The organism is Stenotrophomonas sp. STEN021 (assembly GCF_056760175.1).
The window spans coordinates 49641-64942 of sequence record NZ_JBRREH010000013.1; the positions used below are offsets into that span (position 1 = coordinate 49641).

At 64.9% G+C, this 15302-nt stretch carries 15 protein-coding genes and 1 tRNA gene; 6 read left to right on the plus strand and 10 right to left on the minus strand.

The window, feature by feature from the left end; translation table 11 throughout:
* Positions 1–94: 94 nt before the first annotated feature.
* The 8 genes from ychF to ACVOL0_RS04510 all read right to left on the minus strand — a co-directional run bounded on the left by ychF (position 95) and on the right by ACVOL0_RS04510 (position 6973).
* Positions 95–1186 carry a redox-regulated ATPase YchF gene (gene ychF, locus ACVOL0_RS04475; protein WP_481548060.1) on the minus strand — a complete coding sequence of 364 codons (1092 nt, stop codon included), beginning with the start codon at positions 1184–1186 and terminating at the stop codon, positions 95–97.
* A gap of 84 nt (positions 1187–1270) precedes the next feature.
* Positions 1271–1849: an aminoacyl-tRNA hydrolase gene (pth, locus tag ACVOL0_RS04480; RefSeq protein ID WP_481548061.1), complete on the minus strand. Its 579-nt coding sequence runs from the start codon at positions 1847–1849 to the stop codon at positions 1271–1273.
* A gap of 53 nt (positions 1850–1902) precedes the next feature.
* Positions 1903–2505: a 50S ribosomal protein L25/general stress protein Ctc gene (locus ACVOL0_RS04485; RefSeq protein ID WP_481548062.1), complete on the minus strand. Its 603-nt coding sequence runs from the start codon at positions 2503–2505 to the stop codon at positions 1903–1905.
* Positions 2506–2611: 106 nt separating this feature from the next.
* The gene (locus ACVOL0_RS04490) at positions 2612–3571 is read right to left on the minus strand and encodes a ribose-phosphate diphosphokinase (protein ID WP_282267136.1); all 960 of its coding nucleotides are present in this window, start codon (positions 3569–3571) and stop codon (positions 2612–2614) included.
* 108 nt (positions 3572–3679) lie between these two features.
* Positions 3680–3756, minus strand: a tRNA-Gln gene (locus ACVOL0_RS04495).
* Positions 3757–3759: 3 nt separating this feature from the next.
* Positions 3760–4638, minus strand: a complete 879-nt coding sequence (gene ispE, locus ACVOL0_RS04500; RefSeq protein WP_481548063.1) for a 4-(cytidine 5'-diphospho)-2-C-methyl-D-erythritol kinase — start codon at positions 4636–4638, stop codon at positions 3760–3762.
* Entirely contained in the window at positions 4635–5294 is a 660-nt protein-coding gene (gene lolB, locus ACVOL0_RS04505) for a lipoprotein insertase outer membrane protein LolB (RefSeq protein WP_481548064.1), read from the minus strand. The genes ispE and lolB overlap by 4 nt, the downstream gene beginning before the upstream one ends.
* Positions 5291–6973 (minus strand): tetratricopeptide repeat protein, encoded by a 1683-nt coding sequence (locus ACVOL0_RS04510; RefSeq protein ID WP_481548065.1) that lies wholly within the window; start codon positions 6971–6973, stop codon positions 5291–5293. Before ACVOL0_RS04510 ends, lolB begins: the two co-directional genes overlap by 4 nt.
* A 67-nt stretch (positions 6974–7040) precedes the next feature.
* Here ACVOL0_RS04510 and hemA point away from each other — a divergent pair, with 67 nt between their 5' ends.
* From hemA to ppk2, 4 genes are all read left to right on the plus strand, one after another.
* On the plus strand, positions 7041–8324 hold the full coding sequence (gene hemA / locus ACVOL0_RS04515) for a glutamyl-tRNA reductase (RefSeq protein WP_481548066.1): 1284 nt from the start codon (positions 7041–7043) through the stop codon (positions 8322–8324).
* Positions 8302–9387, plus strand: coding sequence for a peptide chain release factor 1 (prfA, locus tag ACVOL0_RS04520; protein WP_481548073.1), 1086 nt, complete (start codon positions 8302–8304; stop codon positions 9385–9387). The genes hemA and prfA overlap by 23 nt, the downstream gene beginning before the upstream one ends.
* A gap of 170 nt (positions 9388–9557) precedes the next feature.
* Positions 9558–11270 carry an O-linked N-acetylglucosamine transferase, SPINDLY family protein gene (locus ACVOL0_RS04525; protein ID WP_481548067.1) on the plus strand — a complete coding sequence of 571 codons (1713 nt, stop codon included), beginning with the start codon at positions 9558–9560 and terminating at the stop codon, positions 11268–11270.
* Between the two features lie 41 nt (positions 11271–11311).
* Positions 11312–12109 carry a polyphosphate kinase 2 gene (ppk2, locus tag ACVOL0_RS04530; RefSeq protein ID WP_481548068.1) on the plus strand — a complete coding sequence of 266 codons (798 nt, stop codon included), beginning with the start codon at positions 11312–11314 and terminating at the stop codon, positions 12107–12109.
* 298 nt (positions 12110–12407) lie between these two features.
* On the opposite strand, the gene ACVOL0_RS04535 is transcribed toward ppk2, so the two are convergent.
* Complete coding sequence (locus ACVOL0_RS04535; RefSeq protein ID WP_481548069.1) at positions 12408–12971, minus strand: TlpA family protein disulfide reductase; 564 nt, start codon at positions 12969–12971, stop codon at positions 12408–12410.
* Complete coding sequence (locus ACVOL0_RS04540) at positions 12968–14242, minus strand: YihY family inner membrane protein (protein ID WP_481548070.1); 1275 nt, start codon at positions 14240–14242, stop codon at positions 12968–12970. Before ACVOL0_RS04540 ends, ACVOL0_RS04535 begins: the two co-directional genes overlap by 4 nt.
* A 78-nt stretch (positions 14243–14320) precedes the next feature.
* On the opposite strand from ACVOL0_RS04540, the gene wrbA reads away from it, so the two are divergent.
* Positions 14321–14914: an NAD(P)H:quinone oxidoreductase gene (gene wrbA / locus ACVOL0_RS04545; RefSeq protein ID WP_481548071.1), complete on the plus strand. Its 594-nt coding sequence runs from the start codon at positions 14321–14323 to the stop codon at positions 14912–14914.
* Complete coding sequence (locus ACVOL0_RS04550) at positions 14911–15255, plus strand: DUF2069 domain-containing protein (RefSeq protein ID WP_481548072.1); 345 nt, start codon at positions 14911–14913, stop codon at positions 15253–15255. The genes wrbA and ACVOL0_RS04550 overlap by 4 nt, the downstream gene beginning before the upstream one ends.
* The last annotated feature ends 47 nt before the right edge of the window (positions 15256–15302 follow it).

Sequence of the window (15302 nt, forward strand, 5' to 3'; positions counted from 1 at the left end):
CAAAAAGGTGATCAAATTTTGATCACACAACAAACCACACATACGACAAGGCCCCGCAATGCGGGGCCTTGTTGCTGCAGCAACGTCGCCAGGATCAGACGTTGAAGCGGAAATGCAGCACGTCGCCTTCCTTGACGATGTAGTCCTTGCCTTCCAGGCGCAGGCGGCCGGCTTCCTTGGCGCCCTGCTCGCCCTTGAGGTTGATGAAGTCCTCGTAGCTGATGGTTTCGGCACGGATGAAGCCACGCTCGAAGTCGGTATGGATCACGCCTGCTGCCTGCGGCGCGGTCGAACCAGCGCGCAGCTGCCATGCGCGGACTTCCTTCACACCTGCGGTGAAGTAGGTCTGCAGGCCGAGCAGCTTGTAGCCGGCACGGATCACGCGGTTCAGGCCCGGCTCTTCCAGACCGAGGTCCTTGAGGAACTCATCACGGTCGGCGTCATCCAGCTGCGCCATTTCTTCTTCGATGGCCGCACACACCGGCACGACTTCAGCACCTTCGGCCGCGGCACGGGCGCGCACCACGTCCAGCAGCGGGTTGTTCTCGAAGCCATCTTCGGCGACGTTGGCGATGTACATCAGCGGCTTCAGCGTGATCAGGAACATGTCACGGATCAACGCCTTCTCATCGGCATCGAGGCCAGCGGCACGCGCCGACTTGCCCTGATCCAGCGCCGAAGCCAGCTTTTCAAGCACCGGCTTGCGTGCCAGCGCGTCCTTGTCGTTGGCCTTGGCCGCGCGGGTAGCGCGATCCAGTGCCTTCAGCACCGATTCCAGGTCGGCCAGCGCCAGCTCGGTGTCGATGGTTTCGATGTCGGCGATCGGGTCGACCTTGTTGGCCACGTGGATGACGTTGCCGTCTTCGAAGCAGCGCACGACGTGGGCGATGGCGTCGGTCTCACGGATGTGGGCCAGGAACTTGTTGCCCAGGCCTTCACCCTTGGACGCACCAGCGACCAGGCCGGCGATGTCGACGAACTCCATCGTGGTCGGGATCACCCGCTCCGGCTTGACGATCGCCGCCAGCGCATCAAGGCGCGGATCCGGCACCGGCACCACGCCGGTGTTCGGCTCGATCGTGCAGAACGGGAAGTTGGCCGCAGCGATACCCGCCTTGGTCAGCGCATTGAACAGGGTCGACTTGCCGACATTGGGCAGACCGACGATGCCGCATTTGATACCCATGCTTGAACTCCCGTGAATGGAAAATCGGGAATGGAGAAGCGGAAGGGCCTATTGCCGTTCCATTCCCCATTCCCCATTTTTCGCTCACTTGGTGGTGTGCAACCGCTTCATTGCTTCGCTGAAATCGCCAGCTACCGCCAACGGCATCACGTCGATGGCCGCATCGATGGCCTGCGCCATCAGTATGGCGTCGTCCGGCGACGGACGACCAAGCACCCAGCCCACCACGCGGTCCTTGTGACCGGGATGGCCGATGCCAAGACGCAGGCGATGGAACTTGCCATGACCGAGCAGGCGGATGGTGTCACGCAGGCCGTTCTGGCCACCATGCCCGCCGTCAAACTTGAGCCGGGCTACGCCGGGCGGCATGTCCAGTTCGTCGTGGGCAAGCAGGGTTTCTTCCGGCTCGATCTTCCAGAACCGCTGTGCGGCGGTGACCGATTTGCCAGACAGGTTCATATAGGTCGCCGGCTTCAGCAGCCATACCGGTTGCCCGGCAATCTCGACCTTGGCGATTTCGCCAAACAATTTGCTTTCCAGCGCCCAGCGCGCGCCCTGCCGCTCTGCCAGGGCCTCAACGAAATGAAACCCGGCATTGTGCCGGGTCCGGGCGTGTTCGGGTCCGGGGTTGCCCAGACCAACGATCAATCGCAAGCCAGTCATCTGTCAGATACACCTGCTGCGCCCGCCCCGAAGAGCGGGCGCAACATAGCCGATTACTCGGCTGCTGCTTCTTCTGCAGCGGCGGTCTTGGCGATGACAACAGCGTCGTCATGGCCCTTGCCCAGCTTCAATGCCGGGATTTCCACGCCAGCCGGCAGCTTCAGGCCCGACAGGTAGATGATGTCGCCAGCCTTCAGCTCGCCCAGGTCGACTTCGATCGACTCCGGCAGGTCCTTCGGCAAGCAGGCAATCGCCACTTCCTTCAGTTCGTGGGTGACCAGCACGTCGGCAGCCTTGCCAGCCGGCGAGGTGTCTTCGTTGATGAAGGTCAGCGGCACCGAAGCGTGCAGCACTTCGTTTTCGTTCACGCGCTGGAAATCCAGGTGCATGACCAGCTGCTTGTACGGGTGACGCTGCATGTCACGCAGCAGCACCTTGTGGATGGTGCCATCGAGGTTCAGGTCGATGATCGAGGAGTAGAACCAATCGTTGAACTGGGCCAGCCAGATTTCGTTGTGGTTGAACTCGACCTTCACCGGTTCACGGCCACCGCCGTAAACGATGCCCGGAACCACACCGGCGTGACGCAGGCGGCGGCTCGCACCCTGACCTTGCACGTCACGACGAGCGACTTTGATTTCGTGAGACTTTGCCATTGTTGACTACTCTAGGTTGTTGCACCGCCTCGCGGCGCTGCGTAGAGACTCTTCCGCGACCAGAAGAGCCTGATGTGATCCCCGAACAAACCGGGGACCGGATCCATCAATCCACGTACATCGAGCTGACCGACTCACCGAAGGCGATGCGGCGCATCGTCTCGGCCAGCATTTCGGCCACGCTGATCTGGCGGATCTTGGGACAGACGCGGGCCACTTCGGAAAGCGGAATCGTGTCGGTCACCACCAGCTCGTCGAGCTGGGAGTTGTTCAGGTTGTCCACCGCCGGGCCCGAGAGCACGGCGTGGGTGCAGTAGGCGGCGACCTTCAGCGCACCGCGCGCCTTGAGGGCAGCAGCGGCAGCACACAGGGTGCCGGCGGTGTCGACGATGTCGTCGACCATCACGCAGGTCTTACCTTCAACGTCACCGATGATGTTCATCACGGTGGCAACGTTGGCACGCGGGCGGCGCTTGTCGATGATGGCCAGGTCGGCATCATCCAGGCGCTTGGCCACGGCGCGGGCGCGTACCACGCCGCCTACGTCCGGGCTGACCACGATCAGGTTGTCGGTGCCGTAGACGCGCCAGATGTCGGCCAGCAGCAGCGGCGACGCATAGACGTTATCGACCGGCATGTCGAAGAAACCCTGGATCTGATCGGCGTGCAGGTCGACCGTGAGGATCTGGTCGGTGTGCACGGCCGAGAACATCTTTGCAGCAACCTTGGCGGTGATCGGCACGCGCGAGGAGCGCATGCGACGATCCTGGCGGGCGTAGCCGAAGTACGGCACCACCGCGGTGACGGATGCGGCGCTCGCGCGCTTGAGCGCGTCGATGATCACCAGCAGTTCCATCAGATTCTCGGCGCTGGGAGCACCGGTCGGCTGAACGACGAAAACGTCCTGCTTGCGCACGTTTTCCTGGATCTCGACCTGTACTTCACCGTCGGAGAACTTGGAAACCAGCGCCTTGCCCGGCCTTACCCCGAGTTCCTTGCAGATGCTCTGTGCAAGAGGTTTGTTGGCATTGCCGGAAAAGACCAGCAGGTTCGGGGAATCTTGCATGACAGCTCTCTCGGGCGGGGGCGAGTAGCGAATGGAAACGTGAGTACTGCGGTGTTGGCGCGGGTGTGACTGGCGCACATCCATTGCGCTTACAGCGTTGGGAGTGTGTGGCAGGGGCGGTAGGATTCGAACCTACGAATGCCAGGATCAAAACCTGGTGCCTTGGGCCTCTTGGCGACGCCCCTGCATCAAACAATTCCCGTCGTATCCAGCGCATCCAGCAGTGGCGAGCGATCAACACCCGCAGCTACCCATGCTCGCAGTTGCAGCGGCAACTCCGCCAAGGCCTGCTCTGCAGCAGCGCGCGTGGCGAACTCGACGAAACAACCGCTTCCCGACCCCGTGAGTCGTGCCCGACCAATACCTGACAAGGCCTGGAACGTCGCCTCGATGGCAGGTTCCTGGCGCCGTAGTACCGGCTCGAACGCATTTCCGAGGACGGTCCCGGAAGCGAAGTCCGCTATTTTCACGGGCTTGGCATCCCGCGTCAAATGCTGTGAACGGAAAAGTTCAGCCGTGGGCACGTGAACCCCCGGATCCACCAGCAAATACCATGCTTCCGGCAATTCAATCGGCGTCAGCAATTCGCCCACGCCTTCGGCCCAGGCGCTGCGCCCGCGCACAAATACCGGTACATCGGCCCCCAGGCGGACGCCCAGGGCTGCCAGCGCATCCTCGCCCAGCCCGGTGCCCCACAGCGCGTTCAGCGCCACCAGTACGGTGGCCGCATCGGAGGAGCCACCGCCAAAGCCGCCACCGGCCGGAATCCGTTTTTCGACCCGGATATCGACACCTTTGTCGCAATTGCTCGCAATTTTCAGTGCAATAGCCGCACGAACCACAAGATCATCCGCCTCGGCAACGCCAGCCACCGATGGCCCATCCCGGTGCACCTGACCATCTTCACGCAGGCGCAGCCCGATGCGATCGCCCCAATCCAGCAAGCGGAATACGGTCTGCAGCACGTGGTAGCCATCAGCACGCCGGCCGGTGATGTGCAGAAACAGGTTCAGCTTGGCCGGGGCCGGCCAGTACGACCAGCCCGCGGCGTCAACAACGGCGGTCATGGCGCGTCCGTACCCCATTCATCAACGATCAGGCGGACCTTGGCATCGCCATTGACCGCTTCGATCCGGCGCGGCAGCGAGGGACGCCCCGCTTCGGCCGGATACCAATCCAGGTAATCCACCTGCCAGCCCTGCTGGCGCAGCACCCGCGGCCGACCCTCGGCGTCGAAACCGAGGTGCTCGGGGCTGGCACCGGCGCTGGGCAGGCCACGCACCCACTCGGCCAGCTGGGCGACCGGAATTTCCAAGCCAGTAGCCTGCAACAGCAGCTGACCGGCGTCATCGGCCGTGCGTGGACCACCTTCCAGACCGTCCAGGCGCACCGCCTGCCCGGGCTCACCGCCACTGAGCTGCCAGCTCTGGCGGGTAACCGGCGCGGCCAGACTGACCTGGTAGGCCGGCCCCTGCTGCAACCAGTCGATCCGGCCATTGCCACCGTTGCGGCCCTTGCTGATCGCCACCCGGCCCTGGAACGACCAGTTCGGCCTCGCCTGCAAGGCAGCCTGGCGTTGCTGCTCCGCCGCCTGCGCCTGCGCCGACACCTGCGAAACCTCAGTCGCGACCGGCGTCGCCTGCCGCTTGGGCACCGAACCACAGGCTGCAAGCGCACCCACCATCAGCAACGCCAACGGCGCCCGCCACATCATTGCGTTCATACACCCAACTTTTCGATCGCACGCTGCAGCGCGCGGTTATCCGGATCCAGCTTGCGGGCCTCATCGAAGAAGCGTCTGGCTTCGTCTTTCTGCCCCAGCACCCACAGCACTTCGCCAACATGCGCGGCGATTTCCGGGTCCTTGTTCAAGGTCCAGGCCCGGCGCAGGTGCACCAGCGCCTCGTCGTTGCGACCCAGGCGATACAGCACCCACCCATAGCTGTCGACAATGGCGGCATTGTCCGGCTCGGCCACGCGCGCGCGATCAATCAGCTCCAATGCCTCCTGGTAGCGCTGGGTGCGGTCGGCCAGGGTGTAGCCCAGCGCATTGAGCGCCGCCACGTTCTCGGGCTCGGCAACCAGCACCTTGCGCAGATCAGCCTCGGCACGCGGCACATTGTCGTTGCGCTCCCAGGCCAGCGCGCGGGCGTACAGCAAGGCACTGTCATCCGGGAATGCAGCCAGGCCACGTGCCAGCACATCGAACTCGGCCTTGGTTTCGCCATCACGCAGCTGCAGTTCGGACTCGAGCAGATAGGCGTCGCGGCGCACATCGTCATCCAGCGAGGCATCTGCCTGCACCGCCTGCACTTCCTTGGCGGCGCGCGCCTTGTCACCCATCAGGTGCAGGGCATTGACCGCACGCAGCTGCGCCTCACCGCGATGCTCGCCACCAGGCACGCCGTGATACCAATCCACGGCCTCCTGGTAGCGCTTCAGGTATTCGGCGATCTTGCCCAACAGCAGGCGCTGGTCGGGGTCCGGCTTGCTGGCCTTGGCCGCGATGTCCTGATACAGCGCCAACAGCGCCACATCGTCCTTCTGCTTGGCCAGCAGCGAGGCACGCATGCCCCAACTCTGCAGGTTCTGCTCGCCTACCGACAGCACATGCTCGGCGGCAGCGGTCTCACCCAGGGTGTCATAGGCGATGGCCAGCGCACCGCGCAGCTCGTCGTCCTTCTCCGCCTTCGGCTCGATGCCCTTGAGCAGGGCCAGCGCCTCGTCCTTCTTGCCAGCCTGGTTGAGCTGGGACGCATGCAACAGCGCCACCCGCGGCTCATCCGGGAAGCGCCGGACCACCTCGCCGACCATGCGCCGCGAAAGCTCCGGGCTCTCCATGCGCAGGGCCAGCCGACCAAACTCCTGCCAGGCCTCCAGGTCGTTGGGGATCGCATTGGCGTCCACCAGCATGCCCAGCACCTGCGCTGGCACCGCCGGGTCACGGCCGCCAGTAGCCAACGCAAGCAACGCATAGCGCCAGGCGCGTGGCTCAGGTGAACGCAGCACCGCCAACAACTCCTTGCGAGCCAGCTTGGCATCGCCATTGCGCATGGCCAGCGCGCCACGGGTGCCGCGCACCGCGACCGAGCCGGGGTCACGCTGTGCCCACAGGGCCAGCGCCTGTTCGGCGCGGTCGGCGTCGTCGGCCAGCATGGCGATGCGGGTGGCGCGTTCAGCCAGACCCACGTCGCCCTTGGCTTCCTGGGCGGCCTGCAGGTACCAGCGGGCGGCGTCGGGCAGCTTGCCGGCCTGCAGCGAGAACTCGCCGGCCAGCACCGGGGTCAGCGGCAGGCCTTCAGCCGCCAGTGGGGCCTGGACAGGCGCAACCGGGGCCGCCAGCACCGGAAAAACCGGTAGGGAAAGCAACAGAACGGTGCATATGCGATTGAATACGGGCATCTGACGCAACCGGGCCGTAAAATGGCGGCCTTCAACAGCCAGCAGCTTATCGCAAGCAACTGAACAGATGACCCTGTGGGTGCTCGGACTGAATCACCAGACTGCGCCGGTAGAACTGCGCGAACGCGCTGCCTTTGGCGGAGACGCCTTGCCGCGGGCGATGGATTCTTTGCGGCAAACCCCGCAACTGGCCGAGGCGGTACTGTTGTCCACCTGCAACCGCACCGAGCTGTATGCCGTTGCCGAGGACAGCAAGGCCCTGAGCCATTGGCTGGAACACCATGCCGGCAGCCTGCAAGGCTATCTCTACCAGCACAGCGACGCTGAGGCCGTACGCCATCTGTTCCGGGTCGCCACCGGCCTGGACTCGATGGTGCTGGGCGAGCCGCAGATCCTGGGCCAGGTCAAGGATGCCTGGGCGCTGGCCCACGACAGCGGCGCAATCGGGCAACAATTGGACCGGTTGTTCCAGCAGACCTTCTCCGTGGCCAAGCGTGCGCGCACCGACACCCGCGTCGGCGCCAATCCAATCTCGGTGGCCTCCACCGCGGTGCGACTGGCGCAGGACTCGTTTGCGCGCATGGACGAATCCACCGTGCTACTGGTCGGCGCCGGCGAGACCATGGAGCTGGTCGCCAAGCACCTGAGCGATGCCAAGGTAAAGCGCCTGCTGATCGCCAATCGCACCCTGGCCAATGCGCAGGATCTGGCCAGCCGCCACGGCGGCGTGGCGCTGCCCTTGACCGAGCTGGAGCGCCATCTGGGCGAAGCCGACGTGGTGTTCTCGGCCACCGCCGCGCGCGAGCCGGTGATCCTGCACCGTCAGGTCGCCAACGCGCTGCGCCTGCGCCGGCACAAGCCGATGCTGCTGTTCGACCTGGCCGTGCCGCGCGATATCGACGCCGAGGTTGGCAAGCTGGCCGACGCCTATCTGTACACCGTGGATGACCTGGAACGGGCTGTGGAAGAAAACCGCCGCGGCCGCCGCGAGGCCGCCGCCGAGGCCGAATCCATCATCGACCTGCAGGTGACCCGCTATCTGGAAAACCTGCGCGCCGCGCGCCTACAGGCACCGATCCGGCAGCTGCGTGCGTTCGGCGAGGCAACCCGCGCCGAATTGCTGGCCAAGGCCCGGCAACAGCTGGCGCATGGCAAACTGCCGGACGAAGTACTGGAGCAGTTGGCGCACGGCCTGACCAACCGCCTGCTGCATCCGCCCACCGCCGCCCTGCGCCAAGCCGCACAGGATGGCGATACCGACCTTACCCGCGCCGCCGAGCGCCTGTTCCCGGCCACCCCCGGGTATCACCACCCCGCTGCGAGGAATGATGACGCCGACCCTGCGCCGTAAGCTGCTGGCACTGGCCGAGCGCCGAGAAGAACTGGAACGCCTGCTTTCCGACCCCGATGTGGTCGCCGACAACGAGCGTTTCCGCAATTTTTCCCGTGAGTTCTCGCAACTGGAACCCATCGCCACCGCATTGGCGAACGAAACCCGTGCGCTGGAAGACCTGGCCTCGGCCGAAGCCATGCGCAACGACCCGGAACTGCGCGAGCTGGCCGAGGAAGAAATCAGCGCCGCCCAGGCCCGCCTGCAGGCATTGGACGAGGAACTGGCGCTGCTGCTGGTGCCACGTGACCCGCGCGACGAAGGCAACCTGTTCCTGGAAGTGCGCGCCGGCACCGGCGGCGATGAAGCAGCGATTTTCGCCGGCGACCTGTTCCGCATGTACGCCCGCTATGCCGAGCGCCAGGGCTGGAAGGTGGAAATCGAATCCGACAACCCCGGCGAACACGGCGGCTACAAGGAAATCGTGGCACGCGTGGTTGGTCGCGGCGCCTATTCCAAGCTGAAGTTCGAATCCGGCACGCACCGTGTGCAACGCGTGCCGGCCACCGAATCGCAGGGCCGCATCCACACCTCGGCCGCGACGGTAGCAATCATCCCCGAAGCCGACGATGTCGAAGACGTGGTGATCAACCCGGCGGATCTGAAGGTGGACACGTTCCGTTCCTCCGGCGCCGGCGGCCAGCACGTCAACAAGACCGAGTCGGCGATCCGCATCACCCACGTCCCCACCGGCGTAGTGGTGGAATGCCAGACCGAGCGCAGCCAGCACGCCAACCGCGACAAGGCGATGAAGCGGCTGAAGGCGCAGTTGCTGGATGCCGAGCGCAGCAAGCAGGCCGCAGCACAGGCCGAGTCGCGCCGCCTGCAGGTAGGCAGCGGCGACCGCAGCCAGCGCATCCGCACCTACAGCTTTCCGCAGGGCCGTATCACCGACCACCGCGTCGAAGGCCTGACCTTGTATGACCTGCCCAACATCATCGAAGGCGGCTTGGACGACCTGATCGCACGCCTGCAGCACGAACACCAGGTCGATGAGCTGGCGCGCCTGGCTGAAGGGACCTAATACGCTCTCTCCCTTATGCGCAGCATAGGCGAGGGCTGGGGAGGGGTAGCTTTGGCTTTGGCTGCGACCTCTGGATTTGGCCTTGATCACCAGCCCAGAGCAAAATCAAAAACCACCCCTCCCCATCCCTCCCCTGCGCTCTGCGCAAGGGAGGGGGCAAAGCCAGCACAATGACCAACGCCCTCAACGAACGCGACCAGCTCCGCCATGCCGTCACCCGCCAACCGGGTGACTTCATCGCCTGGGTGATGCTGGCCGACGCGGAACTTGGCGCGGGCGATATACGCGCAGGTGAGGCAGCGGCCTCCAGAGCGCTGCAGTTGCGCCCACAACACCCCGAAGCCCTCGCCCGGCTCGGCCGCGCCCGTTGGATGCAGGGCAGGCATGACGACGCTGCCGCGCTGCTACAGCAGGCCTGCCAGCTCGCTCCGCAGCACCCCGGCATGGCCCTGTGGCTGGGCCATGTACTGGAAGACGCCAACCAACCCGAAGCCGCCGCCGATGCCTATCGCCGCGCGCATGCACTGGCACCGGACGAGGCCTATATGGCCGCACAGCGCTTGAACTGGCAGCGCCGGCTCTGCGACTGGCGCGATATCGATGCGCTCTCGCAGCAGGTGCGCCGCGCGGTCGCGCAAGGCAATCCCGCCGTGGAGCCCTTTGCCTTCCTCAGCGAAGAGGCCAGCGCCGCCGAACAACTTTCCTGTGCGCGGCAACGTTCCAGCGTGCTTGCCCAAGCCATTCCGCGCCTACCTGCAACGCAGGTGCGTGCACACGGTGCGCTGCGCGTCGGCTTCCTTTCCAACGGTTTCGGCGCACATCCGACCGGGCTGCTGACGGTCGCCCTGTTCGAGCAGTTGCGCGCGCAGCCGCAATTGGAGGTGCATCTGTTCGCGCTCAACAGCGACGATGGCAGCGGCATCCGCCAACGCCTGCAGGCCGCTGCCGAGCAACTGCACGACGTCAGCGGCCAGGCGCATGCAGCAATCGCCCAGCGCATCCGCAACGCAAGCATCGATCTATTGTTCGACCTGCGCGGCTGGGGTGGCGGTGGCACACCCGAAGTACTGGCCATGCGCCCTGCTCCGCTGCAGTTGAACTGGCTGGCCTACCCCGGTACGTCCGGTGCACCGTGGATCGACTACCTCGTGGCGGATGATTTCGTATTGCCGCCCGCGGTGGAATCAGGCTTCAGCGAAAGGGTGCTGCGCCTGCCACGTGCCTTCCAGCCCTCGGACAACACCCGCATAGTTCAGCCACCACCCTCGCGCAGCGACTGCGGCCTGCCGGAAACCGGCGTGGTGTTCTGCTGCTTCAACAACAGCTACAAGCTCAACCCGCGCAGTGTGGAGCGCCTGCTGCAGGTGTTGCAGGGTGTGCCCGGCAGCGTGCTGTGGCTGCTGTCCGGCCCCGGCAAGGCCGACCAGCGCCTACAGGACGTCGCCCGCCAGCGCGGGGTGGACCCGGCGCGCCTGGTGTTCATGCGCAAACTGCCGCATCCGCAGTATCTGGCCCGCTACCAGCATGCCGATCTGTTCCTGGATACGCACCCGTACAACGCCCACACCACCGCCTCCGACGCGCTATGGGCCGGCTGCCCGGTGTTGACCGCGCCCGGAAGCACGTTTGCAGCGCGGGTAGCGGGCAGCCTCAACCATCACCTGGGCCTGGACGACATGAACGTCACCGATGACCAGGCCTTCATCGCCAAGGCAATTGCGCTGGGCAACGATGCCGCCGCCCTGCAGGCCACGCGCCGGCGGCTGGCCGAGGCGCGCGAGCGCAGCAGTCTGTTCGACATGGCCGGCTTCGCCCGCGACCTGACCCAGCTGCTGCAACAACTGGCCGGCAGCCACGGCTGGCGTGGCGCTGACATTGGCTGACATGCGATTGGGTTAGGCTCGACACTCCACGAGGAGTGACCATGGGCAAGCTCAAGCGCAAACAGTACGAAGCGTTGCTGGAACCGATGCAGCTGGAGTTGGCCAACATGGCCCGCTGGGCCCAGCACTGCGGGCAGCGTGTGCTGGTGCTGTTCGAAGGCCGCGATACCGCCGGCAAGGGCGGCGTGATCCAGGACATCGCCAAACACATCAACCCGCGCCAGTGCCGGGTGGTGGCCTTGCCCAAGCCCAACGAGCGCGAAGACAGCCAGTGGTATTTCCAGCGCCATATCGCGCACCTGCCCGCTGCTGGCGAGATCGTGCTGATGGACCGCAGCTGGTACAACCGCGCCGGCGTGGAAAAGGTGATGGGCTATTGCACCGATGCGCAGTACAAGACCTTCCTCAAGCAGGCGCCGGCATTTGAGAAACTGCTGGTCGAAGACGGCATCCTGTTGTTCAAGTACTGGCTGTGCGTGGACCAGGAACAGCAGGAAAAACGCTTCGCCGAGCGCCGCGACGATCCACTCAAGGGCTGGAAGCTGTCACCGATAGATCTGAAATCGCGCCAGGAATACAACGCCTACACGCAGGCCCGTGAAGCCATGCTGGAGGCCACCCACACCGCGCAGGCGCCATGGACGCTGGTGGATTTCAATGACCAGAAGCGTGGCCGCCTGACCCTGATCCGTGACCTGCTGGATCGCCTGCCGGATACCCACATCGATGAACCGGTGGTCGAACTGCCACCGCTGCCGGGTAAGCCCAAGAAAGAAAAGTACGGCGTGGTGAAGCCGATTGCGCCGTTTGCCGTGGATGAAGAAGCAGTCAAACCATAGCGCGCGCCCGGCCCCGTAGTGCCGAGCCATGCTCGGCAGGGACTTTACCGACAATGCCGTAGAAGCGGCGTACGCCGCGAAGCTGGCATTGCGTGGAGAGCTTGAAAGCTACCCCTCCCCAACCCTCCCCTTCGCTACGCGAAAGGGAGGGGGTATGAGCGGCACCGCAACCATCTGACAGATTGCAGAGAACAGCCCCCTCCCTTTCGCGTAGCGAAGGGGAGGGCTGGGGAGGGGTGCTCTTGGCTTCAGAGCTTTTCGCCGCCGCCTCGAAACCCCAACCCAAAAACCACCACGCTTAAACCGCCTTGCCCCCAGCCGCCACAATCGCCTGCTCGATCTCCTGCGCATTCACAGGCCCCAGGAACTGCCTGGCCACCTTGCCGTCCGGCCCGATCAGGTAGGTCATCGGCAAGCCACGCGGCGTCGCGAAATCCTTGGGCGGGCTGAAGGTGTCGATGATGGCGATCGGATAGGCCACCGGATGCTCCTTCAGAAACGCCTGCATCTCGTCCAGCTCGATGTCCTCATAGGCAAGGCCAACCACTTCCACATTGCTGCGCATGGCGTGCAGCGCCGACAACTCGGGCATTTCCTGCAGGCAGGGCGCGCACCAGGTAGCCCAGAAATTCACCACCACCCACTGCCCACGATGGCTGGCCAGGTCATAAGTTTTGCCATCCACGGTCGGCACCTGCAGTTGCGGTACTTCCACCGTCTGCTGGACCACACCAGGCTGCGTCGCCTCGGGCACCGCCGGTGCCTCGGATACGGCAGCCGGTGCGGCGACAGGTGCCTGCTCGGGCTTGCACGCTGCCAAGGCCAATGCCAGCAGCGCGATGGGGACGAACTTGTTGATCATCGACTATCTCCGCGGTCTACATAAATGTCATCCACACGGCGCTTGAGCAGTTCGCGCAACGGCAGACGTAGTTGATCCAGGGCATTGCAGGCCGCTTGCCCAAGGCTGTCCTCGCGCAGCGGCAGGTATTCCTCGGCGACCGGAATACGCAGCTGCGAACTTTCATACAGTTCATGCAGGCTGATGCTGTCCAGGTCGCGTGCCAGCAGCCATTCACCGCGCTCGTCACGGCGCAGCACGCCAATAGCTTCCATGTGCTCCAGCAACTGCTGCAACAAGGAGTCCGTCAGCATGGGCTCCAGCAGCAACAGCTGGTCTTCATCCAGCCCCTGCCCTTGTTGCCGCGCCTCGCGGAAGCGCCCCAATAGACGCAGCAGGCCGTAAAGCTCACAGCCCTGTGGCAGCCGCATCGCCGCTGGCTGATAGCGGAAGGCGGCAATCGACGAGGCCAGTGATGCGCCCAGCAGGACCGACACCCAGCTCAGGTAGATCCACAGCAGCAGGATCGGCACAAAGGCGACCGTGCCATAAAGCTTCTGATAGGACTGGAAGCTGCCCAGGTACAGGCCCATGCCCCATTTCACCAGCTCCAGCATCAGCACCGCCAGCAGCGCACCCGGAATGGCGTGGCGCCACTTCACCGTGTGATGTGGCACCACCCGGTAGATCAGCACCACGCAGACGAATTCGATCAGTACCGGCGCCAGGCGCAGGCCAAGATCGGCCAGCCAGCGGCCCTCGGTGGTACCGAACAAGGGCAGCGACAACACTTTGGCCGAGATCGCCAGCGAGGCGGCGGCTAGCAAGGCACCCAGGGTCAGTACCGTCCAATAGACCAGGAAGCGGGTCAGCTGCGGCCGCGCCGAAGCCACCCGCCAGATGCGGTTGAAGGTCTGCTCGACGCTGTTGAGGGTGATCAGCAGCGACACCACCAAGGCCAGGAAACCGGCGGCGGTCAGCTGCCCGGCGCTGGCCGAGAACTGCTTCAGATAGCCTTCGGCCGCACGCGCCGCCGAGGGTACGAAGTTGGAGAACACGTAGTCGCTGAGCGCTTCGCTCCACCGGTCGAACATCGGGAACGCGGACAGCACCCCGAACACAACGATGGCCAGCGGCACCAACGCGAATACCGTGGTGTAGGCCAACGAGCCAGCAGCCTGGAACAGGCGGTCATCCACAAAGCGCTTCCACAGGAAGCGACCGAAGCTGACGTTGCGCGCCCGGTCACGCAGGCGCTCCATCCATAGGTTGAGTGAATCCAAAGGTTCCATTCGGCAAGGGTACCCGATGCAAAGCGCGGGCCGCATCGTTGATACTGCCGGTTCCTGTAAGAGTGAGTGAACGTTGCGATGGCGGAAATTCTGGTGCTTTACTACAGCCGTGGTGGCTCGGTGGCCCGGCTGGCGCGGCAGATCGCCCGCGGTATCGGCGAGGTGCCGGGCATGAGCGCCCGCCTGCGTACCGTGCCGCCGGTCGCCGCCGTTACCCAGACCAGCGCCCCGCCTGTGCCCGAAGACGGCGCCCCCTATGTGGACATCGCCGATCTGGCCGAGTGCGACGGCATCGTGCTGGGCAGCCCTACCCGCTTCGGCAACATGGCCGCGCCGGTAAAGCACTTCCTTGATGGCCTGGGCGCGGAATGGGTCAACGGCACCCTGGCCGGCAAGCCGGCAGCAGTGTTCACTTCCACTGCCTCGATGCATGGCGGCCAGGAGTCGACCCTGTTGTCGATGCACCTGCCGCTGCTGCACCACGGCTGCCTGATCGTCGGCATCCCCTTCACCGAGCCGGCGCTGAGCCACACCACCAGTGGCGGCACCCCGTATGGTGCCAGCCATGTGGCCGGCACCCAGGATGATCCCCAACCCACCGACGATGAGGCAGTGCTGGCGCGGGCGCTGGGCCGGCGGGTGGCCGATATCGCCCGGCGCCTGGCGCAATGAGCGGTCGCAACCGCGATCTGATCCTGGCCTTGGCATTGGCGCTGTTGGCCGGCCTGTATGCGTGGTGGTTCCGCGCCGACCGCCATTTGCTGGCGGTAGCCTTGGTGTTTGTGGCGCCGCCGGTACTGTTGCTGCTGGGCATACTGGCACAGCGCGCGGTGGCACGCTTCTGGGCGGGAGTATTGGCGCTGTTCTGGTTCAGTCACGGCGTGATGAGCGCCTGGAGCCACCGCGATACCGCCTTGTATGCGTGGATGGAGATCGTCCTTGCGTTGCTGATCGTGGCCTTGGTCAGTGTCCCCGGCATGCGCGCCCGTTTTGCCGCCAAGAAAGCCCGGTGACCCCAGCCAGCCCGGCGGGGGCGTTGCCGGCAATCCCTCCCGGTAGA

Excerpts from the sequence above, each read along its gene's own strand:
- ychF (WP_481548060.1), bottom strand. The coding sequence starts at position 1,186 with ATGGGTATCAAATGCGGCATCGTCGGTCTGCCCAATGTCGGCAAGTCG.
- pth (WP_481548061.1), bottom strand. The coding sequence starts at position 1,849 with ATGACTGGCTTGCGATTGATCGTTGGTCTGGGCAACCCCGGACCCGAA.
- ACVOL0_RS04485 (WP_481548062.1), bottom strand. The coding sequence starts at position 2,505 with ATGGCAAAGTCTCACGAAATCAAAGTCGCTCGTCGTGACGTGCAAGGT.
- ACVOL0_RS04490 (WP_282267136.1), bottom strand. The coding sequence starts at position 3,571 with ATGCAAGATTCCCCGAACCTGCTGGTCTTTTCCGGCAATGCCAACAAA.
- ispE (WP_481548063.1), bottom strand. The coding sequence starts at position 4,638 with ATGACCGCCGTTGTTGACGCCGCGGGCTGGTCGTACTGGCCGGCCCCG.
- lolB (WP_481548064.1), bottom strand. The coding sequence starts at position 5,294 with ATGAACGCAATGATGTGGCGGGCGCCGTTGGCGTTGCTGATGGTGGGT.
- ACVOL0_RS04510 (WP_481548065.1), bottom strand. The coding sequence starts at position 6,973 with ATGCCCGTATTCAATCGCATATGCACCGTTCTGTTGCTTTCCCTACCG.
- hemA (WP_481548066.1), top strand. The coding sequence starts at position 7,041 with ATGACCCTGTGGGTGCTCGGACTGAATCACCAGACTGCGCCGGTAGAA.
- prfA (WP_481548073.1), top strand. The coding sequence starts at position 8,302 with ATGACGCCGACCCTGCGCCGTAAGCTGCTGGCACTGGCCGAGCGCCGA.
- ACVOL0_RS04525 (WP_481548067.1), top strand. The coding sequence starts at position 9,558 with ATGACCAACGCCCTCAACGAACGCGACCAGCTCCGCCATGCCGTCACC.
- ppk2 (WP_481548068.1), top strand. The coding sequence starts at position 11,312 with ATGGGCAAGCTCAAGCGCAAACAGTACGAAGCGTTGCTGGAACCGATG.
- ACVOL0_RS04535 (WP_481548069.1), bottom strand. The coding sequence starts at position 12,971 with ATGATCAACAAGTTCGTCCCCATCGCGCTGCTGGCATTGGCCTTGGCA.
- ACVOL0_RS04540 (WP_481548070.1), bottom strand. The coding sequence starts at position 14,242 with ATGGAACCTTTGGATTCACTCAACCTATGGATGGAGCGCCTGCGTGAC.
- wrbA (WP_481548071.1), top strand. The coding sequence starts at position 14,321 with ATGGCGGAAATTCTGGTGCTTTACTACAGCCGTGGTGGCTCGGTGGCC.
- ACVOL0_RS04550 (WP_481548072.1), top strand. The coding sequence starts at position 14,911 with ATGAGCGGTCGCAACCGCGATCTGATCCTGGCCTTGGCATTGGCGCTG.